This is a genomic window from Bradyrhizobium algeriense (assembly GCF_003062295.1).
Classification (GTDB): domain Bacteria; phylum Pseudomonadota; class Alphaproteobacteria; order Rhizobiales; family Xanthobacteraceae; genus Bradyrhizobium; species Bradyrhizobium algeriense.
This window is the reverse complement of sequence record NZ_PYCN01000011.1, coordinates 44931-70368: the sequence shown is the minus strand read 5'-3', so window position 1 is coordinate 70368 and position 25438 is coordinate 44931. Positions and strand designations below refer to the sequence as shown.

At 62.4% G+C, this 25438-nt stretch carries 20 protein-coding genes; 6 read left to right on the top strand and 14 right to left on the bottom strand.

Translation table 11 applies throughout. The features are described 5' to 3' along the window. Positions 1 to 24 precede the first annotated feature (24 nt). On the bottom strand, positions 25 to 495 hold the full coding sequence (gene rpsG / locus C7G61_RS21465; RefSeq protein ID WP_108518073.1) for a 30S ribosomal protein S7: 471 nt from the start codon (positions 493 to 495) through the stop codon (positions 25 to 27). 15 nt (positions 496 to 510) lie between these two features. After that, positions 511 to 882 carry a 30S ribosomal protein S12 gene (gene rpsL, locus C7G61_RS21460; protein WP_108518071.1) on the bottom strand — a complete coding sequence of 124 codons (372 nt, stop codon included), beginning with the start codon at positions 880 to 882 and terminating at the stop codon, positions 511 to 513. A 679-nt stretch (positions 883 to 1561) separates the two neighbouring features. Here rpsL and C7G61_RS21455 point away from each other — a divergent pair. Then, complete coding sequence (locus C7G61_RS21455) at positions 1562 to 2785, top strand: FAD-dependent monooxygenase (protein ID WP_108518069.1); 1224 nt, start codon at positions 1562 to 1564, stop codon at positions 2783 to 2785. Here C7G61_RS21455 and C7G61_RS21450 read toward each other — a convergent pair. From C7G61_RS21450 to rplJ, 7 genes are all read right to left on the bottom strand, one after another. Further along, positions 2728 to 4755 carry an ABC transporter ATP-binding protein gene (locus C7G61_RS21450; RefSeq protein WP_108518067.1) on the bottom strand — a complete coding sequence of 676 codons (2028 nt, stop codon included), beginning with the start codon at positions 4753 to 4755 and terminating at the stop codon, positions 2728 to 2730. The genes C7G61_RS21455 and C7G61_RS21450 overlap by 58 nt on opposite strands. A gap of 164 nt (positions 4756 to 4919) precedes the next feature. After that, positions 4920 to 6974 (bottom strand): FAD-dependent oxidoreductase, encoded by a 2055-nt coding sequence (locus C7G61_RS21445; RefSeq protein WP_108518065.1) that lies wholly within the window; start codon positions 6972 to 6974, stop codon positions 4920 to 4922. Between the two features lie 247 nt (positions 6975 to 7221). Next, on the bottom strand, positions 7222 to 8319 hold the full coding sequence (locus tag C7G61_RS21440; RefSeq protein ID WP_108518063.1) for a helix-turn-helix transcriptional regulator: 1098 nt from the start codon (positions 8317 to 8319) through the stop codon (positions 7222 to 7224). A gap of 160 nt (positions 8320 to 8479) precedes the next feature. Further along, on the bottom strand, positions 8480 to 12679 hold the full coding sequence (gene rpoC / locus C7G61_RS21435; protein ID WP_108518061.1) for a DNA-directed RNA polymerase subunit beta': 4200 nt from the start codon (positions 12677 to 12679) through the stop codon (positions 8480 to 8482). A 154-nt stretch (positions 12680 to 12833) separates the two neighbouring features. Beyond that, complete coding sequence (rpoB, locus tag C7G61_RS21430) at positions 12834 to 16952, bottom strand: DNA-directed RNA polymerase subunit beta (RefSeq protein ID WP_108518059.1); 4119 nt, start codon at positions 16950 to 16952, stop codon at positions 12834 to 12836. Positions 16953 to 17322: 370 nt separating this feature from the next. Further along, positions 17323 to 17694: a 50S ribosomal protein L7/L12 gene (gene rplL / locus C7G61_RS21425; RefSeq protein WP_108518057.1), complete on the bottom strand. Its 372-nt coding sequence runs from the start codon at positions 17692 to 17694 to the stop codon at positions 17323 to 17325. A gap of 52 nt (positions 17695 to 17746) precedes the next feature. Then, entirely contained in the window at positions 17747 to 18265 is a 519-nt protein-coding gene (rplJ, locus tag C7G61_RS21420; RefSeq protein ID WP_108518055.1) for a 50S ribosomal protein L10, read from the bottom strand. Positions 18266 to 18909: 644 nt separating this feature from the next. Between rplJ and C7G61_RS21415 the strand changes: the two genes are divergently transcribed. The 3 genes from C7G61_RS21415 to C7G61_RS21405 are packed head-to-tail and all read left to right on the top strand — an operon-like array spanning position 18910 to position 20693. Beyond that, on the top strand, positions 18910 to 19287 hold the full coding sequence (locus C7G61_RS21415) for a hypothetical protein (RefSeq protein ID WP_108518053.1): 378 nt from the start codon (positions 18910 to 18912) through the stop codon (positions 19285 to 19287). Beyond that, entirely contained in the window at positions 19280 to 19828 is a 549-nt protein-coding gene (locus tag C7G61_RS21410) for a carboxymuconolactone decarboxylase family protein (RefSeq protein WP_108518051.1), read from the top strand. The genes C7G61_RS21415 and C7G61_RS21410 overlap by 8 nt, the downstream gene beginning before the upstream one ends. Continuing rightward, on the top strand, positions 19806 to 20693 hold the full coding sequence (locus C7G61_RS21405; protein WP_108518405.1) for a sigma-70 family RNA polymerase sigma factor: 888 nt from the start codon (positions 19806 to 19808) through the stop codon (positions 20691 to 20693). Before C7G61_RS21410 ends, C7G61_RS21405 begins: the two co-directional genes overlap by 23 nt. A gap of 5 nt (positions 20694 to 20698) precedes the next feature. Here C7G61_RS21405 and C7G61_RS21400 read toward each other — a convergent pair whose 3' ends face one another. The 5 genes from C7G61_RS21400 to secE all read right to left on the bottom strand — a co-directional run bounded on the left by C7G61_RS21400 (position 20699) and on the right by secE (position 23806). Then, complete coding sequence (locus tag C7G61_RS21400) at positions 20699 to 21652, bottom strand: 2-hydroxyacid dehydrogenase (RefSeq protein ID WP_108518049.1); 954 nt, start codon at positions 21650 to 21652, stop codon at positions 20699 to 20701. Positions 21653 to 21774: 122 nt separating this feature from the next. After that, positions 21775 to 22467, bottom strand: coding sequence for a 50S ribosomal protein L1 (gene rplA, locus C7G61_RS21395; RefSeq protein ID WP_108518047.1), 693 nt, complete (start codon positions 22465 to 22467; stop codon positions 21775 to 21777). 6 nt (positions 22468 to 22473) lie between these two features. Next, on the bottom strand, positions 22474 to 22902 hold the full coding sequence (gene rplK / locus C7G61_RS21390; protein WP_108518044.1) for a 50S ribosomal protein L11: 429 nt from the start codon (positions 22900 to 22902) through the stop codon (positions 22474 to 22476). 161 nt (positions 22903 to 23063) lie between these two features. Further along, positions 23064 to 23594, bottom strand: a complete 531-nt coding sequence (nusG, locus tag C7G61_RS21385) for a transcription termination/antitermination protein NusG (RefSeq protein ID WP_108518403.1) — start codon at positions 23592 to 23594, stop codon at positions 23064 to 23066. A gap of 20 nt (positions 23595 to 23614) precedes the next feature. After that, complete coding sequence (gene secE / locus C7G61_RS21380) at positions 23615 to 23806, bottom strand: preprotein translocase subunit SecE (RefSeq protein ID WP_108518041.1); 192 nt, start codon at positions 23804 to 23806, stop codon at positions 23615 to 23617. Between the two features lie 376 nt (positions 23807 to 24182). On the opposite strand from secE, the gene C7G61_RS21375 reads away from it, so the two are divergent. Continuing rightward, positions 24183 to 24368: a hypothetical protein gene (locus C7G61_RS21375; protein ID WP_108518039.1), complete on the top strand. Its 186-nt coding sequence runs from the start codon at positions 24183 to 24185 to the stop codon at positions 24366 to 24368. Positions 24369 to 24720: 352 nt separating this feature from the next. After that, positions 24721 to 25434, top strand: a complete 714-nt coding sequence (locus C7G61_RS21370) for a hypothetical protein (RefSeq protein WP_108518037.1) — start codon at positions 24721 to 24723, stop codon at positions 25432 to 25434. The last annotated feature ends 4 nt before the right edge of the window (positions 25435 to 25438 follow it).

Genomic DNA, 25438 nt, shown 5'->3' with positions numbered 1-25438 from the left:
TTCCTTAAAATCCGTGTTTCGCCGTTACCAGCGATAGTGCGAGAAGGCGCGGTTGGCTTCCGCCATCCGGTGCACGTCTTCACGCTTCTTGACGGCGTTCCCCCGGTTATTCGATGCGTCGAGCAGCTCGGCCGAAAGCCGCTCCGTCATCGTCTTTTCGTTGCGATCGCGCGCTGCCGTGATGATCCAGCGAATGCCCAGCGCCTGGCGGCGAACCGAGCGCACTTCGACCGGCACCTGGTAGGTGGCGCCGCCGACGCGACGCGACCGCACTTCGATGGTCGGCATGACGTTTTCCAACGCCTGTTCGAAAACCGGCAGCGGGCCCTGCTTGGTCTTGGTTTCGATCATGGCGAGCGCGCCGTAGACGATGCTCTCGGCGGCGGACTTCTTGCCGTCGTACATGATCGAGTTCATGAACTTCGTGATGATGACGTTCCCGAACTTCGGATCCGGATTCACTTCACGCTTTTCAGCAGAATGGCGACGAGACATCTGATCTGTTCCCGCTTACTTCGGACGCTTCGCGCCGTACTTCGAACGACGCTGCTTACGGTTCTTGACGCCCTGGGTATCGAGGACGCCGCGGAGGATGTGGTAGCGCACGCCGGGCAAGTCCTTGACGCGGCCGCCGCGGATCATGACCACCGAGTGCTCCTGAAGGTTATGGCCTTCACCCGGGATGTAACCGATCACTTCGAAGCCGTTGGTCAGGCGCACCTTGGCAACCTTACGAAGCGCCGAGTTCGGCTTCTTCGGGGTCGTGGTGTAGACGCGCGTGCAAACGCCGCGCTTCTGCGGCGACTGCTGCAGCGCCGGCACCTTCTTGCGTGACTTCTGCACCGCACGCGGTTTTGCGATCAGCTGGTTGATCGTCGGCATGTCAGCCTTCACCCTTTAGTTCGCGCGAAACCTAGAATGGCTTTCGCAAATTCTTCTCGGAACTAGCCGTTCCGTTCGGCCCGCCTTGCGTGAAAAACATCCACGCAAAGCGAAATCGCGCCAACCACCCATCGCTGAGCGGAAAGCGCTTCGACGCCGCAGAGGACCGCGAATAAAGGCCGATCAGCGTTCGCTGTCCGGCCTGCTACCGTGGTCATGCATCCGAGTTCACTCTCAAGAGGACGTGCTCAAGAGAACTAAAATCGTCCTGGCATTGCCTAGCAATATGATCGACAGCGTTTGAGCGGCATTCGTCGAGGTTGGTGCCCGTCCAGGTCCTTTAGGAAACTTCCGTAAGGATTTGAAAGGGTGTTCCGTTCCGACGCTGGCGTTGCTCACCGCCTGTCGTTAAGTGGCCGTCTTCTATAAGCGGTGGATAGCTAAGTCAAGCGAAACGAGAACGCTGGAAACGCCTATGGCGTCTGCGGATTCAGTGCTTCGCGCGAATTCGGCAAGCTCGAAATAGCGGTGCCCCGCCCTCACTTGAGTCGCGCCAGCCGCTAATTTTACCCGGATAAAAATATCCAAAAACACTAAATACTGGTTCCACTTTTTCCCGGCTAAGCTTTTGTTTGCCTTTCGGGGCGCAAAACTACCGCTTCGAGACCGGGAATCCCCCATGAAGTATACCGATATCGCGATCATCGGCGGCGGCCTTGCCGGCTCGACCGCGGCCGCCATGCTTGGACGTGCGGGAATTCCGACGGTTCTGATCGATCCGCATCAGGTCTATCCATTCGACTTCCGCGTCGAAAAAATCAGCGGCGACGAGCAGCTCGATCGTTTTTATCAGACCGGAATCGCCGATTCGGTGCTTCGCTCGGCCACCCATGACGGCGAAAACTGGATCGCGCGATTCGGCTACCTGCTCGACAAGAAGCCGAGCCGCCAATACGGCATCATGTATGACGCGCTGATCGGCGCGATCCGCGCCGAAATCCCGTCCCCCGCCGAACTGATCTACGCCAAGGTGACCGATGTCTCGACCAGCGCAGAGCGGCAGAATCTCACGCTGTCCAACGGCGAAACCATCTCGGCGCGGCTGGTGGTGCTGGCCAATGGCCTGAGTGTCGGGCTGCGCCGCAATCTCGGCATCGAGCGCCAGGTCCTCAGCGTCAGCCATTCCATCTCGATCGGATTCAACCTGGTGCCGGTCGGACGCCCGGCCTTCGAATTTCCCGCCCTCACCTATTTTTCGGAACGGGTAAAGGAGCACGTCGCCTATGTAACGCTCTTCCCTGTCGGAAGCCGGATGCGGGCCAACCTTTTCGTCTACCGCGAGGTCGACGACCCCTGGCTGCGCGAGATGCGTCACAGGCCGGTCGAAACCATGAACGCCGCGCTGCCCAGGCTGCGCCGCATCACCGGCGAATACGGCGTTGCCGGCGACGTCAAGATCAGGCCCGCCGATCTCTATGTCTCAACCGGCCATCGCCAAGCGGGCGTCGTGCTGGTCGGCGACGCCTTTGCGGCCACCTGCCCGGTTACCGGCACCGGCACCGACAAGGTGTTCACCGACATAGCCCAGCTCTGCAACGTCCATATCCCCGCCTGGCTTGCGACCGAGGGCATGGGCGCGGACAAGATCGCTTCCTTTTACGACGATCCGGTCAAGCAGGCTTGCGATACCTGGTCGATGGCGAAAGCCATAAGCTTCCGCAAGCTCACGATCGAGAACGGGCTCTACTGGCGTGCGCAGCGCTGGGCGCGCTTCCTGGCGTGGTTCGGTGAAGGCGCCCTGCGGCGGATGCGAAACGGAATCAGCGCGGGGTCAAGCCGCCGCGCTCACTCCTCGTCGTCATCCTCATCATCGTCGTCGTCTTCATTGTCGTCGTCGGCCTGACCGGCGGCGTCATGCTGCCTGTGGCCCTGGTCGTCCCAGAGCTTGCGATAAACGCCGTTGGCCGCGAGCAACTGCGTATGCGAGCCCCGCTCGATCGCCTTGCCGCCTGAAATCACGATGATCTCGTCCATCTCGACCACCGACGTCAGACGGTGGGTCGACCAGATCATGGTGCGGCCCTCCGCCACGTTGAGAAGCGTGCGGTTGATCGCGGCTTCCGTGGTCTGATCGAGCGCCGAGGTCGCCTCATCGAGCAGCAGCAGCGAGGGATTGCGGATGATCGCGCGCGCGATTGCGATGCGCTGGCGCTGGCCGCCCGACAGCGTGTCGCCGCGCTCGCCGACCGGCGTGTCGTATTTCTGCGGCAGGCTCATGATGTAGCTGTGGATCTCGGCCTTGCGCGCCGCTTCCTCGACCTCCTCGTCGCTGGCGCCTTCCTTGCCGAGCCGGATGTTCTCCCGGATCGACATGTTGAATAGCATGTTCTCCTGGAACACGACCGCCATACCGCTGCGCAGGGATTCGCGGGTCACGCGGCGGATATCGACGCCGTCGATGGCCACGCGCCCCTCGTCCGGCGTGTAAAGACGCAGGATCAGGTTGAGCAGCGTGCTCTTGCCCGAGCCGCTGGGGCCGACGATCGCGATGCGCTTGCCGACGCCGAGCTTGAGGCTGAAATTGTCGAGCACCGGCGTGTCGCTGCCCTCGTAAGCAAAGGTAACGCGGTCGAAGGTGATGTCGTTGGTGATGCGCGGCATATCGGGCGCGCCCGGGCGATCGGCGCCCCGCGTCGGCTCATCCAGCAGTTCCTGGATGTGCCGCACCGCCGCCGCCGACTGGATCGACACCGGAATGAAATGCATCAGATGGGCGATGTTGTAGGACACCTCCCAGAACGCGCTCTCGAAGGTGACGAAGGTGCCGATGGTGATCTGGCCCTTGGTGGCGAGATAGGCGCCGATCGCCAGCACCACGAGGTGCAGCAGCAATACTGAAATGGTGACGGTGCGCTCCACCATCGTGGAGAGGAAGACGGCGGACGCGGTCTTGATGCGCACTTCCTGGTTGCGCATGGTGAACCAACCCAGCGTGCGGCGCTGCAGGCTGAACGCCTTGATCACCGCCTGCGCGGCCACATTTTCCTGCACCGTACCGAGCAGCGCCGATTCGTTGAGCTTCTGCTCGTAATTCGCCTGCACCGCCTTCGGCGTCAGGATCCGCGGCCCGATCAGCGTGATCGGGAATACCAGCAAGGCGACTGCCGCGAGCTGCCAGTTCAAAAACAGCATCAGGATGATGCCGGCTATCAGTTCCAGGAACGGCAGCGCCGCGCTGTTGGCGAAGGTCTTGACCGAGCCTTCGAAGGCCGCAAGGTCGATCGAAAAGCGTGAGAGAATCTCGCCGCGCTTGGTGCGGGCAAAATACGACGCCGGCAGGTTCTGGACGTGCTCGAACAGCCGGCTCCGCACGTCGGCAATGATGCACGCCGCCAGCCGCGCATCCCAGCGTTCATACCAGACCGCGATAATCGAGGTGATGATGCCGGCGACCGCCAGCACGCCGAGGATCTTGTAGAGCGCCTGAAAGTCCTCTTCGCCGAGCGCGTCGTCGATCAGGAATTTGAGGCTCAGCGGCATGATGACGTTGAACAGCGTCTCAACGAGAACGCCGAAGGTCACGAAGACGAGCAGCTTCCTGTAATTGCCGAGATACGGCCTGACGAAGCCGTAGATGGTCGCCATCGCGCCGGCGGCTTCCTTGGCGGTGAAGACGACGAGGTCCTCGTCATCATCATCGTCGTCGAGCTCCAGCTCGTCCTTTTGGTCGTCCTTGTCATCGTCGGGGGGCGCGCCGGCCCCCTTACCGCCGGAAAGCGGCGCGACAGCCTCCAACACGAGCTTCTTCGTCAGCTCAGGATCGTCCGCCGGCGCGGGATTCAGATCATCCGAGGAAGGAGGCTTGGGCGCCATGAAACCAACCGATGCTGCACGGCCGGCTTGACCGCAAATCGAACGCGGCAGCGGCGAGCGCTACCCGTGCGGATTCTATGCGATCGGGATCAATTCGGCAAACATTTGGCGCAACCCGCGCTGATTCATCAGAGCCGGTCGCGCCTTAATACACCGTTCGGACCTCAATCGTCCGATTCGACCTTGTCGAAGAACGAATAGCGCAGGCTGTCGGCGTCGGCGTACCACTGCCCCGGCCCCTTGTTGGCAGCCAGCGTCGCCGCCCACACCGCATCGGTGCAGTCGCGGCGGTGCATCGAGAGGTCGAAGCCGCTGCCGAAGAACAATTCAGACCATTCCCACCAGGTGCCGAGCTTCTTCACGCCGCGCAACAGGTCGTAACGGTCGATCAGCGCGGGGGCCATGTCCGACGTCACCGATCCGAACAGCAGCCCGGTCTTCACGACGCGGTTGAGTTCGCGCACCGCCCGCGGGACCTGCTTTTCGGCGACGTGACACAGGCTGGTCTCGAACACGAAATCGAATTCGCCATCCTTGAACGGCATGTCGACGATGGAGCCGAGCTTGTTGTACTTTTTCAGCGCCTTCGGGGTTTTGGCGTGGATCGCCTTGTTGTTTTCGATACCCCAGGCATCGATGCCGCGCTCGCGCAGCGCGCCGACCAGTTCGCCGCTGGCGGAGCCGGCAACCAGCAGCTTGTAGCCCTTGGCCCTGTTCCAGACGATCTTGATCAGGTCCGTCAGATAGGCCGGATCGGTAAACCGGCTCCAGACTTCGCTGTAGGGGCCGACGCCACGGTAATTCTCGAAATAGCTGCGGTCGATCTTGTCGGACGATATCCCGTCCTCTTGTGCGCGGGCGCGGCGCAGCCGCATCATCTCGGTCAAGATGATATCGGTGGCGGCGTCGGAGGAGTCGAGCAGGCCGTTCAGCGTCGAATCGAACAGATAGTCGCCGACCACGACGATTCCCGGATGCTGCTTTGGCTCCGGCCGGTGGTTGGTCATGACGTCGCGCACCGGCAGGCCGCCCGGCAGCGCATTCACCGAAGACAGCCAGCGGTGGATCTTGCCTTCCAGAAAATGGTCGCGCGCGTCGCCGAAGGACGCCGGAAGCGACTTCAACGCGGCATCGATCAGTTCCTGGTCGCTCAGATTGGCATATGCCAGCGCATCGGAACCGGCGATCAGCCAGTTCAGCACGCCGTGCCGGCCGACGTCATGGCGTGCGCCTTCGTTGTAGACGCAGCAGCCGCCGAACGCTTCCGACATGAACCAGGCGCCTTGTATCTTCTCGCCCCAGAACGGTTCGTCGAACAGGATCGAAACCCGCAGATAATGCGCCGGTTTGTCGAAATAGGCGACGTGCTTGACCATCGACTTGCGCAGCTCTTCGCCATCCCAGCGCATGGTGGCGAGCCAAGAATGCGGCAGACACATCAGCACCAGATCGAAATCCCGTGTCTCCGGCCCCTTCCCGTTCATCATGTTGAGCTGATAGCGGCCGCTATCGGTCTTGCCGACCTTGAGCACGCGGTGATTGAGCTGGATGTTGGCATCGACTTCCGAGCGCAGGCACTCGATCAACTGCTCATTGCCGTTCTGGATCGAATACAGGCCGATATAGCCGTCGACATCCATCACGAAGTTCTTCAGCGCGTTCAGCCCGTTGGTATTGTGGCTTTCGGTCGCGATATCGGAACGTGCCATCACCTTGAAGAAGCGCTTGGCGATCGGATCGTCGACCTCCTCGTCCAGCACTTCCTCGCAGGTCATGTAGGCCCAGGGATGCTCGTTGTCGTGGGCGCCGACGCCCTCATAATACTCGATCGGCGATACCATATCGCTGCAGCGCTTGCGGAACGCCTCGATCGCAGCCGCGGTCCTCTCGCCATACTTGCGGCGCATGCCCGGCACGTCGTTGAGCAGCTCGCCATCGAGGTGCACCTGCTCGGCGTCCATCGGTATCGTCTGCAGGCCGAAATGCTGGATCAGTTCCCGCAGCGGATCCGGGCCGGTCATCGAATAATCGTAGATTTCGGCGACGCCGGCCTCATACATCGCCGGCGCGGAATCGAACTTCCGCGAGACGATCTTGCCGCCGACCCGGTCGGATGCCTCGTAGATCGTGACGCGGCAGAGATCGCCGAGCTTTTTCTTCAAGTACCACGCGCTCATCAGCCCACCCGGGCCGCCGCCTACGATTGCAAGATCCAACATGTCTTTTCCGTCGCCCTCCGGCCCCCTGCCTTCGGGAAGCAGCCGGTCTAAACCACATTACCAAAATCGCTTTTCACCCTGAAGGGAAGATGAACAAAGCAGGTCCTCGCAACGCAGCAATGAAAGAAAGCAGCAAAATGGCCGGCTTGTGCCGGCCTTTTGTCTTCGCACCGTATTCTTGCGGAAGCCCTATTCCGTCGGCACGGGCGCCCGGAGGGTCCACCTCCGCAGCCCTGGGCGCGGCTGTCTAACCGCCACGGAACGCCTTGCCGGCCAGCAGGCTGACCAGCTCCTGCTGGCGCGACAGGCCGGTCTTGGACAGCACGGCCTTGAGCTGGCTGCGCACCGTCTCCCGATTGACGCCTGTCGCGTCGGCAAGTGCATCAACGGTTTCGGCCTGGCCAATGCCTCGCGCCACGCGCGCTTCCGCCGGTGTCAGGTCGAACAGGCCTTGCAGGACTTCCGCGGTCGGCACCGCGGCGCGGTCGACCGGCGTCACCACCAGCAGCGCGGTGGCCTGGGTGAAGATATCGCGGGCGGCGCCGCGTACCGGGATGACATGCAGCACCATCGGCACGTGATCCACCGTCGCGGCGACCGGTATGGATTTCACGGTCCGGCTGCCGGCAAGAGGCAGCGTACCGAGCGCTTCGGCGAGCAGCGCATCCGCCGCAACGTCCGTCATCATCACGCGCTGGGCGCGATCCTGAAACAGCGAAGGCATCAGCGTATCGAACAGGCCGTTCGCCGCGAACACCCGGCCGGGCCCGCGCAGCACCGCGCCCGGCAGGCCGAGCGCCTGCAATGCATCAACCTGAGCAAGTGCGCGCTCGAAGCCAAGGCGGTTTGCTGCAAGGGAAGCCCGGGCCAGATGCGGCCGCAATCCATCCAGCAGATCGACGACCTGTTGCGGCACCGGGCCGTGATCCTGATGCCGCGGCAGCACAATCGCGATTGAATCGCCGCTCGGCATCGGAATGATCGTCCCGGCCCGGTAGCCGAGGCCATGTTTGCGGTAAAAGTTGCAGTAGACTTCGTTGGTCGCAATCTCCTCCTCCGAGAGGAGGTCATAGTCAGTGACGAAGCCTGCACGATTCAGCGCGATGGCGCGCGGCAGGTTAGGATCGCGTTCGCTCCATCCCTCTGTCAGGAAAACCGGCATGAGCGCGTCATATTCGACAGAATTGACCGCGCTTGTGTAGCCATCCCGCACGCCGAACAGAAAACCGCCATTGCCGCCGACCGCCGCACCGAGTTCGCCAAGCAGGGCTGGCCAAAGCGAGGGGATGAGTCCGGCCTCATAAATGCGATCGATCAGGCGTTCTGGATCAATTGATGCGTTCATGGGGAATCGAAGGGGATCGTCAACATGGCCGGACTGCACACCGTGAGCTGGTAGCACGTATCACCCTTATGGGTGAAGCACGGGTCGCGCCGTCAAAAAAGGAAAAGCCGGCTTCGCAGCCGGCTTTTGTTGTTGATAGGAACCAGGTGGAACGGAACCCTTACTCCGCCGGCGGCAGGGCCAGCGGCTCCGCTTCCGGAGCGGTCGGCACGATCGTCGCCTGCTTCTCGCGCTCGTCGAGGATCAGCTTGTCGCGCTTGACCGCGACTTCGCGGATCTTGGCCATCGAGGCGCCGGTGCCCGCCGGGATCAGCCGGCCGACAATGACGTTCTCCTTGAGGCCTTCCAGCGGGTCCACCTTGCCGTTGACGGCGGCTTCGGTGAGCACGCGGGTGGTCTCCTGGAACGAGGCCGCCGAGAAGAACGAGCGGGTCTGCAGGCTCGCCTTGGTGATGCCGAGCAGAACCGGCGTTCCCGTGGCGGGCTTCTTGCCCTCTTCCTTGGCCTTCAGGTTGAGCGCGTCGAACTCGATCTTGTCGACCTGCTCGCCCGAGATCATGTCGGTGTCGCCCTGGTCGGTGACCTCGACCTTCTGCAGCATCTGACGGACAATCACCTCGATGTGCTTGTCGTTGATGAGCACGCCCTGCAGCCGGTAGACTTCCTGGATTTCGTTGACCAGATAGGCAGCGAGTTCCTCGATGCCCTTGATCGCCAGGATGTCGTGCGGAGCCGGATTGCCTTCGACGATGAAATCGCCCTTTTCGACGATGTCGCCGTCCTGCAGATGGATGTGCTTGCCCTTCGGGATCAGGTACTCCCTGGTCTCCTCGGTCTTGTCCATCGGCTCGATCGAGATGCGGCGCTTGTTCTTGTAGTCGCGGCCGAAGCGGATGGTGCCCGCGATTTCCGCGATGATCGCCGCGTCCTTTGGCTTGCGGGCCTCGAACAGTTCGGCCACCCGCGGCAGACCGCCGGTGATGTCGCGGGTCTTGGCGCTTTCCGTGGAGATACGCGCCAGGATGTCGCCGGCCTTGACCTTGGCGCCGACGTCGACCGACAGAATGCCGTCGACCGACAGCATGTAGCGGGCATCGCCGCCACGTGCGAGCTTCAGCACCTTGCCGTCCTTGCCCTTGACGACGATGGCCGGGCGCAGATCCGCCCCGCCCCGCGACGCGCGCCAATCGATGACGACGCGCTTGGCGATACCGGTCGATTCGTCCAGCGTTTCCGAGATCGACTGGCCTTCGACCAGATCCTCGAACCCGATGGTGCCTTCGACTTCGGTGAGAACCGGCCGCGAGTACGGATCCCACTCCGCGATGCGCTGGCCGCGCTTGACCATGTCGCCTTCATCGACGTGCACGCGCGCGCCGTACTGAATGCGGTGGGTCGCACGCTCGGTGCCGTCGGCATCGGTGATCGCAAACACCATGTTGCGAACCATCGCGACCAGATGACCTTCGCTGTTCCGGGCGATGGCCTTGTTCTTGATGGTCACCTTGCCGTCGAAGTTCGACTCCACGAACGACTGCTCGTTGATCTGCGCCGCGCCGCCGATGTGGAACGTGCGCATCGTCAGCTGCGTGCCGGGTTCACCGATCGACTGAGCGGCGATGACGCCGACCGCCTCGCCGTGGTTGACCGGCGTGCCGCGGGCCAAATCGCGGCCGTAGCACTTGCCGCAGATGCCGTTGACGAGTTCGCAGGTCAGGGCCGAACGGATCTTCACTTCCTGGATGCCGGCCTGCTGGATGGCGTCGACATGCGTCTCTTCCATCAGCGTGCCGCGCTTGACCACGACCTTGTTGGTCGCGGGATCGCGCAGGTCCTCGCCCGTGGTGCGGCCGAGGATACGCGACGCCAGCGAAGCGACGACAGTGCCGGCATCGACGATGGCGCGCATCTTGATGCCGAGCTTGGTGCCGCAATCGTCCTGCGTGATGATGCAGTCCTGCGCCACGTCGACCAGACGGCGGGTCAGGTAACCGGAGTTCGCGGTCTTCAACGCGGTGTCCGCGAGGCCCTTGCGGGCGCCGTGGGTCGAGTTGAAGTATTCGAGCACCGACAGACCTTCCTTGAAGTTGGAAATGATCGGCGTCTCGATGATTTCACCCGACGGCTTCGCCATCAGGCCGCGCATACCGGCGAGCTGACGCATCTGGGCCGGCGAGCCGCGCGCGCCCGAATGCGCCATCATGTAGATCGAGTTGATGTCGGCGTCGGCGCCCTTCGGCGTCTTCTTGGTCGAGGAGATTTCCTTCATCATCTCCTTGGCGATTTCTTCGGTCGCCTTCGACCAGGCGTCGACCACCTTGTTGTACTTCTCGCCATGGGTGATCAGGCCGTCATTGTACTGCTGCTCGAAATCCTTCGCCAGCGTACGGGTGGTGTCGACGATCTTCCACTTTGAGTGCGGCACCACCATGTCGTCCTTGCCGAACGAGATGCCGGCCTTGAACGCATTGTAGAAGCCGAGCGCCATGATGCGGTCGCAGAAGATCACCGTCTCCTTCTGGCCGCAGTGACGGTAGACCTGGTCGATCACGCCGGAGATTTCGCGCTTGGTCATCAGCTTGTTGATGATGTCGTACGAGATCTTCTGGTTCTTCGGCAGCAAGGTGCCGAGCATGACGCGGCCCGCGGTGGTTTCGATCCAGCGCCTGGTGGTCTTGCCGGTTTCGTCGGTGCCCTCCCACCGGTACTTGATCTTGGTGTGGAGGTGGATGACCTTCGAATGCAGGGCGTGCTCGAGTTCGGCCATGTCGCCGAAGATCTTGCCCTCGCCGGGCAGGCCTTCGCGCATGATCGACACGTAGTAGAGGCCGAGCACGATGTCCTGCGACGGCACGATGATCGGCTGGCCGTTCGCCGGGTGCAGGATGTTGTTGGTCGACATCATCAGGACGCGCGCTTCGAGCTGCGCTTCCAGCGACAGCGGAACGTGCACGGCCATCTGGTCGCCGTCGAAGTCGGCGTTGAACGCGGCGCAAACCAGCGGATGGAGCTGGATCGCCTTGCCCTCGATCAGGACCGGCTCGAACGCCTGAATGCCGAGGCGATGCAGCGTCGGCGCGCGGTTCAACAGCACCGGATGCTCGCGGATCACCTCATCGAGAATATCCCAGACCTCGGGACGCTCCTTCTCGACCAGCTTCTTCGCCTGCTTCACGGTGGTGGACAGGCCCTTGGCGTCGAGCCGCGAATAAATGAACGGCTTGAACAGTTCGAGCGCCATCTTCTTCGGCAGGCCGCACTGATGCAGGCGCAGTTCGGGACCGACCACGATCACCGAGCGGCCCGAATAGTCGACGCGCTTGCCGAGCAGGTTCTGCCGGAAGCGGCCCTGCTTGCCCTTGAGCATGTCGGCCAGCGACTTCAGCGGCCGCTTGTTGGCGCCGGTGATGACGCGGCCGCGGCGGCCGTTGTCGAACAATGCGTCGACGGCCTCCTGCAGCATGCGCTTTTCGTTGCGGATGATGATGTCGGGCGCGCGCAGTTCCATCAGCCGCTTCAAACGGTTGTTGCGGTTGATGACGCGGCGGTAGAGGTCGTTGAGATCCGACGTCGCGAAGCGACCGCCGTCGAGCGGCACCAGCGGACGCAGGTCCGGCGGAATCACCGGCACCACGGTCAGGATCATCCACTCCGGCTTGTTGCCGGAATAGCGGAAGGCCTCGACGATCTTCAGCCGCTTGGCGAGCTTCTTGTGCTTGATGTCGGATTCGGTCTCGTGCATTTCCGCGCGCAGGGACTGCTCGAGCTTTTCGAGCTCAAGCCCCTTCAGCAGTTCGCGGATCGCTTCGGCGCCGATCATGGCGGTGAACGAATCCTGGCCGTATTCGTCCTGCGCCTTCAGGTACTCGTCTTCCGACAGCAACTGACGGTCCTTGAGCGCGGTCAGGCCGGGCTCGAGCACGACGTAATATTCGAAGTACAGAATCCGCTCGAGATCCTTCAGCGTCATGTCGAGCAGAAGGCCGATGCGGGACGGCAGCGACTTCAGGAACCAGATGTGGGCAACGGGCGCGGCCAGTTCGATATGGCCCATGCGCTCGCGCCGGACGCGCGACAGCGTCACTTCGACCGAGCACTTTTCGCAGATGATGCCCTTGTACTTCATCCGCTTGTACTTGCCGCACAAGCACTCGTAATCCTTGATCGGCCCGAAGATGCGGGCGCAGAACAGGCCGTCGCGCTCCGGCTTGAAGGTCCGATAGTTGATGGTCTCCGGCTTTTTGATCTCGCCGTAGGACCAGGACAGAATCTTCTCCGGGGACGCAATCGAGATCCGGATCTGGTCGAAGACCTGGGCCGGGGTCGTCGGATTGAAGAGATTCATAATTTCTTGGTTCATCGTCTTCTCCTCGCGTGCCGATCGTCACCGGCAGCAAATTCGAAATTCTTTTTTGGTGCGCGCCCCGCCCAACGTCCGAGAGGAGCGCGAATGCCCGGCCGATCTGCGCGAAGACATGCTTCGCGCTCCTGGCCGGACATGGAATCTTTAAGCGTTACTCAGCCGCCTCGGACGTGGTCGCCGGCCCCACCTTGGAATTGTGCAGGTCGACGTTGAGGCCGAGCGAGCGCATTTCCTTGACCAGCACGTTGAACGATTCCGGAATACCCGCCTCGAACGTGTCGTCGCCGCGCACGATCGCCTCGTACACCTTGGTACGGCCGGCGACGTCGTCCGACTTCACGGTCAGCATTTCCTGCAGCGTGTAGGCCGCGCCGTAAGCTTCCAGCGCCCACACCTCCATTTCGCCGAAGCGCTGGCCACCGAACTGCGCCTTGCCGCCCAGCGGCTGCTGGGTGACGAGCGAGTACGGTCCGATCGAACGCGCGTGGATCTTGTCGTCGACCAGATGGTGCAGCTTGAGCATGTAGATGTAGCCCACCGTCACCTTGCGGTCGAAGGCATCGCCGGTGCGGCCGTCATAGACGGTCGACTGGCCGGAGGCGTCGAAGCCCGCGAGCTTCAGCATCTCCTCGATGTCGGCTTCCTTGGCGCCGTCGAACACCGGGGTTGCGATCGGCACGCCGTGGCTCAGGTTCTTGCCAAGCTCCATCAACTCGCCGTCGTTCAGCGTCTTGATGGTTTCATCGTCGCCATAGATCTTCTTCAGGGTCTCGCGCAACGGCTTGAGGTCCTGCTTCTGATAGTAGGCGTCGATGGTCTGGCCGATGCGCTTGCCGAGGCCTGCGCAGGCCCAGCCAAGATGCGTCTCCAGAATCTGGCCGACGTTCATGCGCGAGGGCACGCCGAGCGGATTGAGCACGATGTCCGCGTGCGTGCCGTCCTCGAGGAACGGCATGTCCTCGATCGGAACGATCTTGGACACCACACCCTTGTTGCCGTGACGGCCGGCCATCTTGTCGCCGGGCTGGATCTTGCGCTTCACCGCGACGAAGACCTTGACCATCTTCATCACGCCGGGCGGCAATTCGTCGCCACGCTGCAGCTTTTCGACCTTGTCGAGGAAGCGCTGTTCAAGGCCCTTCTTCGATTCGTCGTACTGCTTCCGCATCGCCTCGATTTCGCTCATCAGCTTGTCGTTCGGCGAAGCAAACATCCACCACTGCGACTTCGGATACTCCTCGAGCACGGCGCGCGTGATCTTGGTGTCCTTCTTGAAGCCCTTGGGACCCGCGATGCCCTGGCGATTTTCCAGCAGCTCCGCGAGGCGGCCGTAGACGTTGCGGTCTAGGATCGCCTGTTCGTCGTCGCGGTCCTTGGCCAGACGCTCGATCTCTTCCCGCTCGATCGCCAGCGCACGCTCGTCCTTGTCGACGCCGTGACGGTTGAACACGCGCACTTCCACGATCGTGCCCTGCACGCCAGGCGGCACGCGGAGCGAGGTATCGCGGACGTCGGAAGCCTTTTCGCCGAAGATGGCGCGCAGGAGCTTTTCTTCCGGCGTCATCGGGCTTTCGCCCTTCGGCGTGATCTTGCCGACCAGGATGTCGCCGGCGCGGACTTCGGCGCCGATATAGACGATGCCGGCTTCGTCGAGGTTCTTCAGCGCTTCTTCCGAGACGTTCGGAATGTCGCGGGTGATTTCCTCAGGTCCGAGCTTGGTGTCGCGGGCCATCACCTCGAACTCCTCGATGTGGATCGAGGTGAAGACGTCGTCCTTCACGATCCGCTCCGAGAGCAGGATCGAGTCTTCGAAGTTGTAGCCGTTCCACGGCATGAACGCGACCAGCACGTTGCGGCCGAGCGCGAGTTCGCCGAGATCGGTCGAGGGACCGTCGGCGATGATGTCGCCCTTCCTGACGATGTCGCCAACCTTTACCAGCGGACGCTGGTTGATGCAGGTCGACTGGTTGGAGCGCTGGTACTTCATCAGCCGGTAGATATCGACGCCCGACTTGGTGGGATCGAGATCTTCGGTGGCGCGGATCACGACGCGGGTGGCGTCGATCTGGTCGATCACGCCCGAGCGTCGGGCGGCGATTGCAGCACCGGAGTCGCGGGCGACCACGCCTTCCATGCCGGTGCCGACGAACGGTGCCTCGGCACGAACCAGCGGCACCGCCTGGCGCTGCATGTTCGAGCCCATCAGCGCGCGGTTAGCGTCGTCGTTCTCGAGGAACGGGATCAGCGCCGCGGCCACCGAAACGAGCTGCTTCGGCGACACGTCCATGTAGTCGACCTTGTCGGGCGTGATCGGCAGCACTTCGCCGGCGTGACGGCAGATGATCAGGTCCTCGGTGAAGCGCCCCTTGGCGTCGAGCGGCACGTTAGCCTGCGCCACGCGATAACGGCCCTCTTCCATCGCCGAGAGGTACACGACCTCCTCGGTGACGCGGCCGTCCTTGACCTTGCGATAGGGCGTTTCGACGAAGCCGTACTTGTTGACGCGCGCGAACGTCGCCAGCGAGTTGATCAGGCCGATGTTCGGACCTTCCGGCGTTTCGATCGGGCAAATGCGGCCGTAATGCGTCGGATGCACGTCGCGCACCTCGAAGCCGGCGCGCTCGCGGGTCAGACCGCCCGGTCCAAGCGCCGAGAGGCGGCGCTTGTGGGTGATCTCCGACAGCGGGTTGGTCTGGTCCATGAACTGCGACAGCTGCGACGAGCCGAAGAACTCGCGCACCGCGGCAGCCGCCGGCTTGGCGTTGATCAGGTCCTGCGGCATCACGGTGTCGATATCGACACTGGACATGCGCTCCTTGATCGCGCGCTCCATGCGCAAGAGGCCGATGCGGTACTGGTTCTCCATCAGTTCGCCGACCGAACGCACACGGCGGTTGCCGAGATGGTCGATGTCGTCGATCTCGCCCTTGCCGTCGCGCAGATCGACCAGCGTCTTGATGACGGCCAGGATGTCTTCCTTGCGCAGCGTGCGATGGGTGTCGGGCGCGTCGAGTTCGAGGCGCATGTTCATCTTGACGCGGCCGACCGCGGACAGGTCGTAGCGCTCGCTGTCAAAGAACAGCGACTGGAACATGGTCTGCGCCGAGTCGATGGTCGGCGGCTCGCCCGGACGCATCACGCGATAGATGTCGAACAGCGCGTCTTCACGCGTCATGTTCTTGTCGGCATGCAGCGTGTTGCGGATGTAGGCGCCGACATTGACGTGGTCGATGTCGAGCAGCGGCAATTCCTTGTAGCCCTGCTCGTTGAGCGCCTTCAGCGACTTCTCGGTCAGCTCCTCGCCGGCTTCGGCATAGATTTCACCGGTCTTCGGATTGACGAGATCCTCGGCGAGATAGTTGCCGACCAGCTCTTCGTCCGACAGGCGCAGCGCCTTGAGGCCCTTTTCCTGCAGCTGGCGCGCCGCGCGCACCGTCAGCTTCTTGCCGGCCTCGAGCACGACCTTGCCGGTATCGGCGTCGATCAGGTCGTTGATGGTGGAATAGCCGCGGAAACGGGCGGCGTCGAACGGCACGCGCCAGCCTTCCTTGGCGCGCTTGAAATTGATCTTCTTGTAGAAGGTGGACAGGATCGTCTCGCCGTCGAGACCGAGCGCGTACATCAGCGAGGTCACGGGGATCTTGCGGCGGCGGTCGATGCGCGCGAACACGATGTCCTTGGCGTCGAACTCGATGTCGAGCCAGGAACCGCGATACGGAATCACGCGCGCGGCAAACAACAGCTTGCCAGACGAATGGGTCTTGCCCTTGTCGTGGTCGAAGAACACGCCGGGCGAACGGTGCATCTGGGAGACGATGACGCGCTCGGTGCCGTTGACGACGAAGGTGCCGTTCATGGTCATGAGCGGGATATCGCCCATGTAGACGTCCTGCTCCTTGATGTCCTTCACCGACTTGGCGCCGGTTTCCTCGTCGATATCGAACACGATCAGGCGCAGCGTCACCTTGAGCGGCGCAGCATAGGTCATGCCGCGCTGGCGGCACTCGTCGACATCGTATTTCGGCGGCTCGAATTCATAGCGGACGAATTCCAGCATCGAGGTGCCGGAGAAGTCCGAGATCGGGAACACCGAGCGGAACACCGCCTGGAGGCCCTCGTCCAGCCGGCCGCCATGGGGTTCCTCGACCATCAGGAACTGGTCGTAGGACGCCTTCTGAACCTCGATGAGGTTCGGCATTTCGGCGACTTCCTTGATGTGTCCAAAGAACTTGCGAACGCGTTTGCGACCGGTGAATGTCTGCTGCGCCATCGTGGCCTCTCATTTTCGTCGCCCTTGTGGGCGAACCTTCCGAAGCGCGACTGCCATCGCCCCCGGGTTGAATTTCGAATCGCTCAAAAGGAACAAAGCTCAATTTCAGGAATTAAGTCCTGAATTCGCACCTTAGACCTTCAAAACGCAAAACGACGCGCGGGGCGCATGACTGCACCCGCCCGTCTCAACTTGCCGCTTCACGGACTGAAAAAGCCCGAAATCTGACTGTCTCCCAACGGCTTACGCCAGGAACCCTGCCGTCCCCACCGCCTACCGCCTTTTCCTGCTGCCGCTCCGATATGGGGCGGAATCGTGGAGATTCGAGGGGCTAACCCCGCGAATCCCCACACTTTTCTGTGTAGTACGCTTACTTCAATTCGACCTTCGCACCAGCCTTTTCGAGCTGGGCCTTGAGCTTGTCGGCCTCTTCCTTGTTCACGCCTTCCTTGACCGGCTTGGGCGCGCCTTCGACGAGGTCCTTGGCTTCCTTGAGGCCCAGGCCGGTGATGGCACGGACTTCCTTGATGACTTCGATCTTCTTGTCGCCGGCGGCAGCGAGAACGACCGTGAACTCGGTCTTTTCTTCAGCCGGAGCGGCAGCGGCGGCAGCGGGACCGGCGACCGCAACGGCGGCAGCAGCAGACACGCCCCACTTTTCTTCGAGGAGCTTTGCGAGCTCGGCAGCTTCGAGCACGGTGAGGCTCGAGAGGTCGTCGACGATTTTCTGTAGGTCAGCCATTGATCTATTTCCTTAAAACGTTTGGTTCGAACCAGGTTTGATTTGCGAAGGGTCAGGCCGCTTCGCTCTTTGAGGCATAGGCCTGGACGACGCGCGCGAGCTTGGCCGCGGGCGCAGTCGAGAGCTGAGCGATCTTGGTCGCCGGCGCCACCAGGAGGCCGACAAGCTTTCCGCGCAGTTCATCGAGTGACGGCAGCGAGGCAAGCGCCTTCACACCGTTCACATCCAGGACGGTTTTACCCATCGAGCCGCCGAGGATGACGAACTTTTCGTTCGCCTTGGCAAATTCGATGGCAACCTTCGGCGCCGTTACCGGATCGTTTGAAGTCGCGATCACGGTCGGTCCCTTCAGCAGGGAGCCGATGGCAACGACATCCGTGCCTTCAAGAGCAATTTTGGCGAGACGGTTCTTCGAGACCTTCACCGACGCACCAGCCTGCTTCATCTGCATGCGCAGCTTCTGCATCTGGGCCACGGTGAGGCCGGAATAGTGGGCGACGACTGCGACGCTCGTGGTCTTGAAGACCTCGTTCAGCGCCTCAACCGCGTCCTTTTTTGCCGCTCTTTCCACAGCAAGCTCTCTCCGGTTGGCGGCCTTCGCAAGAAGCGAGACCGCCGGGTTGCACCCATCGTCTCGCCCAAAACCTGACCTCTAGACACCAGTCTCAAGGACACGCCGGGCAGGACGACATTGATAAGCCTGCCCTCCCGAACCAGATGGCGCGGGGTGTCGAGGTTCGAACCAAATCAGCCATGACGCCGCGCGAGGCAGCGTTGAAGCGAAATCCGGTCTTCACCCGTCTATGCAGGCTGTAAGATTAAGCCGTTGAAGAAACTTGCGTTTCGGCACAAATTTCAACTTGAGCGCCTGCAGTCTCGGACAGGATCGAGGCCATCCGGCAAGCCGAAAGACCCCTGCCGCACTCCACCGAAGCGATGAGTTTTCCTTCCTTTCGAGCAATCCATACGGATGTCCTGAAAGGAATGATCTCCTACCGTGTCGGGTTTTCGGAATGCGCGCACGGACGTGCCAGCAACTGCCAGCACGCCCGGAAGCGGTTGTTTACCGAGTCTTGTCCGGCTTGCCAAGGGCAAAATTCACACCAGTTCATCGGCCCGGCCGGAACAAAGATTTTCGTCCCGAATCGCGGAAATTCTTTGATGAATTCTGTCACGCCGGGGGCTCCTGGTTCGTCTTGGCCGCAGGAGGTTCCCATGCGGCGTCAGTTGGCGGCAATTCTTGCGATACCCACGGTTCTGAACGGACTGGCCATGTTGGTGACTGGCCCCCTCTGGTACGAAACCGTACCCGGGGTGCCGGACACCGGCCCGTTCAACCCACATTTCGTTCAGGACATCGGGGTCGCGTTCCTCGTGGCCGGCCTGGCGCTGGCCGCCCGGGCATGGCGGCCACGGTATTGGCCGGCGGCCGTCGCGGGCGCCAGCTTTCTCACCGCCCATGCCCTGCTCCACCTGGTGATGTTGGCGGGCGGGCACACCCATCATCCCACCTTCGACCTCCTCGCCATCGTGCTGCCGTCGGCAGCCGCCCTCTATTCCGCCTTCCCCAGCCAAGGAGAGCATCATGCGTAGTTGGATCGCGCGCCGCACGCTGCGCGCATTTGCCAAGCGTTACGGGTACGACGTCAGCTATATGGAAATGATGCTGAACGTGTCCCCTGCCGCCTTCTTCAAGTTCGCGCCCCTCATGAAGGCGGCCGCCCACCGCGAAGCGGTCCCGATCGACGCGAGCTTCGCAGCCAAGATCGTCGGCGCCCTCGCGGAGGATTGTGGTCCGTGCACGCAGCTGGTCGTCGACATGGCGCTGGAAGCCGGCATGCCCAGGGACCAGATCGAGGCGGTTCTCCGCCGCGATCCCCGGGCGATGAATGAGGCGACGACGCTTGGATTCCGGTTCGCCGACGCCGTGGTGCGCCGGGCCGCCGAGGCGGAGGACGAGTTTCGCGACGCCGTCCGGGCCCAATGGGGCCAGAAAGGCGTAATAGATCTGACGCTGGCGCTGCAAATGGGCCGCATGTTCCCGATGGTGAAGGCGGGGCTCGGCTACGCCAAGGAGTGCCGGCGTGTCACCGTGAGTGGACACAATGTCGATGTCGTCAAACAGGCCGCATGATGACGACCCGCTGGCGCCCCATCGCGGGCGCCTGCTCGGGCTCGCCTATCGCATGCTCGGCAGCCGTAGCGACGCCGAAGACGTGGTGCAGGATGCCTACCTCCGCTTTGCCGGCGCGCGGGACGTGCACAACGCGGAGGCGTTTCTCGTCACCGTCGTGACCCGGCTTTGTCTCGATCGCCTGAAGAGCGCGAAGGCGCAGCGGGAGATCTATGTCGGCCCGTGGCTCCCCGAGCCCGTGTTCGACGCGGAAGGCCTGTCAGCCGACGCCGCCACCGAACTGGCCGACGATCTCTCATTCGCCTTGTTGCTGGCGCTGGACCGGCTGTCGCCGATGGAACGCGCGGCCTTCCTGCTCCACGACGTCTTCGACACGCCATTCCCCGAAATCGCCACCATGCTCGACCGCACCGAGGCGGCCTGCCGGCAACTGGCCTCGCGGGGCCGCCGCGCGGTGCGCGACAATCGCCCGGCCCCGGCGCGCGCACCCGACAATCACGCCCGCCTGCTGCAGGCATTTGGCGAGGCGGTTACCAGCGGTAACGTTGCGCAACTCGCCGCGCTGCTGCGAGAGGATGCCGTGGCGCTCACCGATGGCGGTGGCCGCAAGACGGCAGCGCGCAATCCGATCATCGGCGCCGACAAGATCGCGCGCTTCTTCATCGGTATTGCCGCCAAGAACGCCGGCCACGACATGCGCATCGAGCCTGCCATGATCAACGGCGCCTTCGGCGCCCTGCTCTACCTGGACGGCGAACTCGACAACACCATGAGCATGGCGATTGACGGCGAGAAAATCGCCGCGATCTATATCGTCCGAAATCCCGACAAGCTGCGCCATTTGCCGGGCGCCGGGATGCACTGAAGCCATCAGCCGAGCGGCACCGTATAGGGCAGCGGCTTGCCGGCGAAGAACGCGTCGAGATTAGCCAGCACGCAGTCCTGCATCGCGACATGCGACTCCAGCGTATGGCCGCCGATATGCGGCGAGAGCACGACGTTGGGCAGCGACGTCAGCGCGTCAGGCGCATGCGGCTCCTTCGCATACACGTCGAGGCCCGCCCCGGCGATGGTCTGGTCGGTCAGCGCCGCGATCAAAGCCGGCTGGTCGATCACCGAGCCGCGCGAGATGTTGACGACATAACCGTCCTTGCCGAGCTTCTTCAGGATATCGGCATCGACAGCGTGATTGGTATCCGCCCCCGCCCGCACCGCGATCATCAGGACGCTGCACCATTCGGCCAGCCCATCGAGCGTCGGAAAATATTGATAGGGCACGTCGTGCTGGCTGCGGCTGAAATAGCCGACCTCGGTCTCGAAGGCCGCGACGCGCGCCGCGATCTTGCGGCCGATCTCACCCATGCCGTAGACGCCGATTTTGCGGCCCAGCATCCCGGCCTGCGGTCGCATCATCGGCGATGGTTTTGCAGCCGCCCAACTCCCGCCCCGCACATAATCGTCCGCCGCGAGCAGTCGCCGCGTGGCCGCCAGCATCAGGGTTACCGCGATGTCGGCGACGGATGCCGCATTCGCCCCCGGACTGTGGCCGACCGCAATGTTGCGTTTCGCCGCAGCCGCCAGATCGACGCCGTCATAGCCGGTGCCGTAGCAGACGATGGCGCTCAATTTCGGCAACATGTCCATCGCCTCGCCGCGAAGCGGCGTGCCGCCGGCCGTGATCATCGCGCGAATGTCTGCGAGCTGTTCGGCGGAAAACACTTCATTGGGCGACTTGCCGGCCGCGTTCAGGAGCTCAAAACGCTCGCCGAAACGCTCCATCTGGGCTTTTGGAAAACGCGAATAGATCAGGACCTTCTCGGGCATTGTTGTTCCTTCTTGGCAAGTCCGGCGCTGCGACGATTACGCAATGCCACATCAAACGCAAAGGGCGGAATCGGTCACCCGATTCCGCCCTTTTTTATTTTATTCACGTAAGCCGCGAGGAATTAGCCGAGCAGCGTGCCCGGCTCGACCTTGACGCCCGGGCCCATGGTGGAGGAGACCGCCACGCGCTGGATGTAGGTGCCCTTGGCGCCGGCGGGCTTTGCCTTCGACACCGCGTCCGCAAGCGCTTTCACGTTCTGCACCAGCTTTTCCTCGGAGAACGAGGCCTTGCCGACGCCGGCCTGCACGATGCCGGCCTTCTCGACGCGGAATTCGACCGAGCCGCCCTTGGCGCCCTTCACGGCGGTGGCGACATCCATCGTCACGGTGCCGATCTTCGGGTTCGGCATCATGCCGCGGGGCCCAAGCACCTTACCGAGGCGACCGACCAGCGGCATCATGTCGGGGGTGGCGATACAACGATCGAAATCGATGTTGCCGCCCTGCACCTTCTCGACCAGGTCTTCGGCGCCGACGACGTCAGCACCCGCCGCCTTGGCTTCTTCCGCTTTCGCGCCGCGGGCGAACACGCCGACGCGCAGTGTGCGTCCGGTGCCGTTCGGCAGAGTGACGACGCCACGAACCATCTGGTCGGCGTGACGCGGGTCGACGCCGAGGTTGATCGCGATCTCGATCGTCTCGTCGAACTTCGACTTGGCGCGTTCCTTGACCATCTTGATGGCATCCGCGAGCGGATAGAGCTTCTCGCGGTCGACACCCTCGCGGGCCTTCTTCAAACGTTTTCCGATTGCCATGGCCCGTTACCCCGCAACTTCCAGACCCATCGAACGGGCAGAGCCCTCGACCATCTTCATGGCCGATTCGATGGAATCACAATTGAGATCCTTCATCTTCTTCTCGGCGATCTCGCGCACCTGCGCTTTGGTCACCTGGCCGGCCTTGTCGCGGCCCGGAGCTTTCGAACCGGACTGGATCTTGGCGGCCTGCTTGAGGAAGTGGGACATCGGCGGCGTCTTCATCTCGAAGGTGAAGGAACGGTCCGCATAGATGGTGATGATCACCGGGATCGGGGTGTTCTTTTCTTCCTTCTGCGTCTGCGCGTTGAACGCCTTACAGAATTCCATAATGTTGAGACCGCGCTGACCAAGCGCGGGACCGATCGGGGGCGAAGGATTCGCCGCACCGGCCGGCACCTGCAATTTCAGGTATCCGGTCACTTTCTTTGCCATGTATCACTCCTGTTGTGCCGGGTTTCGAAGCCGGCGGTTTCAGGTTCGTGGTTCGGATCAAGGACGGTTGGCAACCGCCCCTTCCTCCCACGGCCTCTTGATACGCGAAGACTAAGCTTCGCGCTCTCTAAGTGCGGAGACGCGCTCCGCGCTTTTGCCGATCAGACCTTCTCGACCTGACCGAATTCCAGTTCGACGGGCGTGGCGCGGCCGAAGATCGACACCGCGACCTTCACGCGCGAACGCGCCTCGTCAATTTCTTCAACCACGCCGGAGAACGACGCGAACGGCCCATCGGCCACGCGGACGTTCTCGCCGATTTCGAACGACACCGACGCCTTCGGACGTTCGACGCCTTCCTGCACCTGGTGCAGGATTCGCATCGCCTCGGATTCGGAGATCGGCATCGGCTTGTTTTCAGCGCCGAGGAAGCCGGTGACCTTGGGCGTGTTCTTGATCAGATGGAACGCCTCGTCGGTCAGCTTCATCTTCACCAGCACGTAGCCCGGGAAGAACTTGCGTTCGGCGTCGATCTTGCGGCCGCGGCGCACCTCGGTGACCTTTTCGGTCGGCACCAGCACCTGCTCGAACAGTTCCTCGAGCCCACGCTGCTTGGCCTGCTCGCGGATCGATTCAGAGACCTTCTTTTCAAAATTCGAATAGGCGTGAACGATGTACCAGCGCTTGTCCATGGTTTGGGTTCCGGTGCTCATCAGTGAACGCCCAGCAGGAAAGTGACAACGTAGCGGATCACCAGATCCGACATGAAAAAGAAGATCGAAGCCAGCGCAACCATCACGAACACCATGATCGTGGTGATCGTCGTCTCGCGGCGGGTCGGCCAGGTGACCTTGGCGGTCTCCGAGCGCACTTCCTGCAGGAATTTGAACGGGCTGAAAGCCATCGTTGGTTACCGCGTCCTTCGTGAGACGATTGCAATTTAAAGCGAATCCGAACAGCCCTCTCGCGCCCAGCCCTCTCTCGAAGGATGAGCCGCCAAGCGGGCTCGATTGTTCGGGGGAATTCAAAGCCGCGCCGGATATCCGCATCTAGCGGGCCGGCTGCAGGTGGCGGGTATCTACTGCCGGCCGGGCAAAAGGTCAAGGTACGGGGTGCCGCGGGCTCCAAATGGTCCCCTTTGGGGGCGCCCCAACGAAAAAGACCGGCCAGCCATTGGTTAATCCCCAGATACAGCCTTCTCTCAAATGCCCGCAAGCCCGCGATCTTGATTTTAAAAGCTCCCGGCTATTCTGGGCGCTCCATAGGGGAGCGAGACGACCATGGCTCTGTTAGGCCAAGACCTGGAAAGACCCTCGGGCGAGACGGCCTGGACCGTTCTCGACGCGGCGAATGATCTCGGCGACATCATCACGATCGATGCATGCCGGCGGGTGATCGACGCCGATCTGCGGGGCGAGACTCCCGCCCGATCGGACATGGCGGTTCTCACCGCGTTCTTCGCGTAAGTTCACGGAACAGCAGGAATTTCGATCAAGTCTTTGATTAGGCTGACTTAGCTGGCAGGAATGGCAGGGCTCGAACCTGCGACCCCTCCCCCGAACCACGACATAGAGCCCCGCTGCCGTGAATGACTTCCGCTGCTCTGGAAAGTCAGATTACGCTCGTTCCGAGGCTGTAGTTCGAGTTCGACCAAAGCAGGTAAAAAAGACGCGCGAACCGCTCGGCAATGTGAAGGAGGTCACAACCGGGCGGCCGGGCAGCGTGTATAAAATGCGGTCGGACAGGCCGAGGTGGTGGGAGCTCACGTCCGTTCCCGCGGTCGACATCTCTCCTGGCTATCCAGGACAGGAACGGCCAATGAGGAAGTACATTCTTTCGGCCAGCCTTTTGACGATGCTGGCCTCAAGCGCCTTGGCGGAAGAGGCGCTGCTATATCGGGACTGCCGGCAATCCGAGGGTCGTTTCGGCTGGTTTGCCGTGAGCTACACCATCACGGATGGAAAGCGCACCGAAAAATCCGCACAAGACCTCAACAAGGCGTGCACGCGGCTCGATTACGAGGACTCGCGCCGAGCGGCTGCGTCATGGGGCGAAAAGTCACCGCGGTCCCAGGGCCAGTCGACAGATAACCAGCGCCGGAACACGAACGATACGCGCGACGATACGTCAAACGGACGCCAGAGCCGCGACGACACATCGGACCGACGCGGATCTCGGAGTGGTTCTGACTCCGGCGGCGGCCGCGACTTTGGCGGTGGCCGGGAGATCGGCAGCAGCAGGGACTCCGGCAGCCGAAGCATTCTTGGTGGCCGCGGGGGCGAAATGAACATGCCTTCCAGAAGACCTAGCACCGAAGGTAACCAGGTTGCCGATAGCGGCCAGCGGCCGTCGTTCCGGCACGGAAAACGCAAGGATCACTTCAACAGCGGCAGTCGTTTCGGCAGTAACCGCCGCTATTACGGTAGCTACGGCCGGCACTACGGTAATGGCGGCCGGTTCTACGGTAGCAGCGGCCGGTTCTACGGTGGGATGAGCGTGAGAGGGCCGGGCTACTACCGCATGTACCGCTGAACCC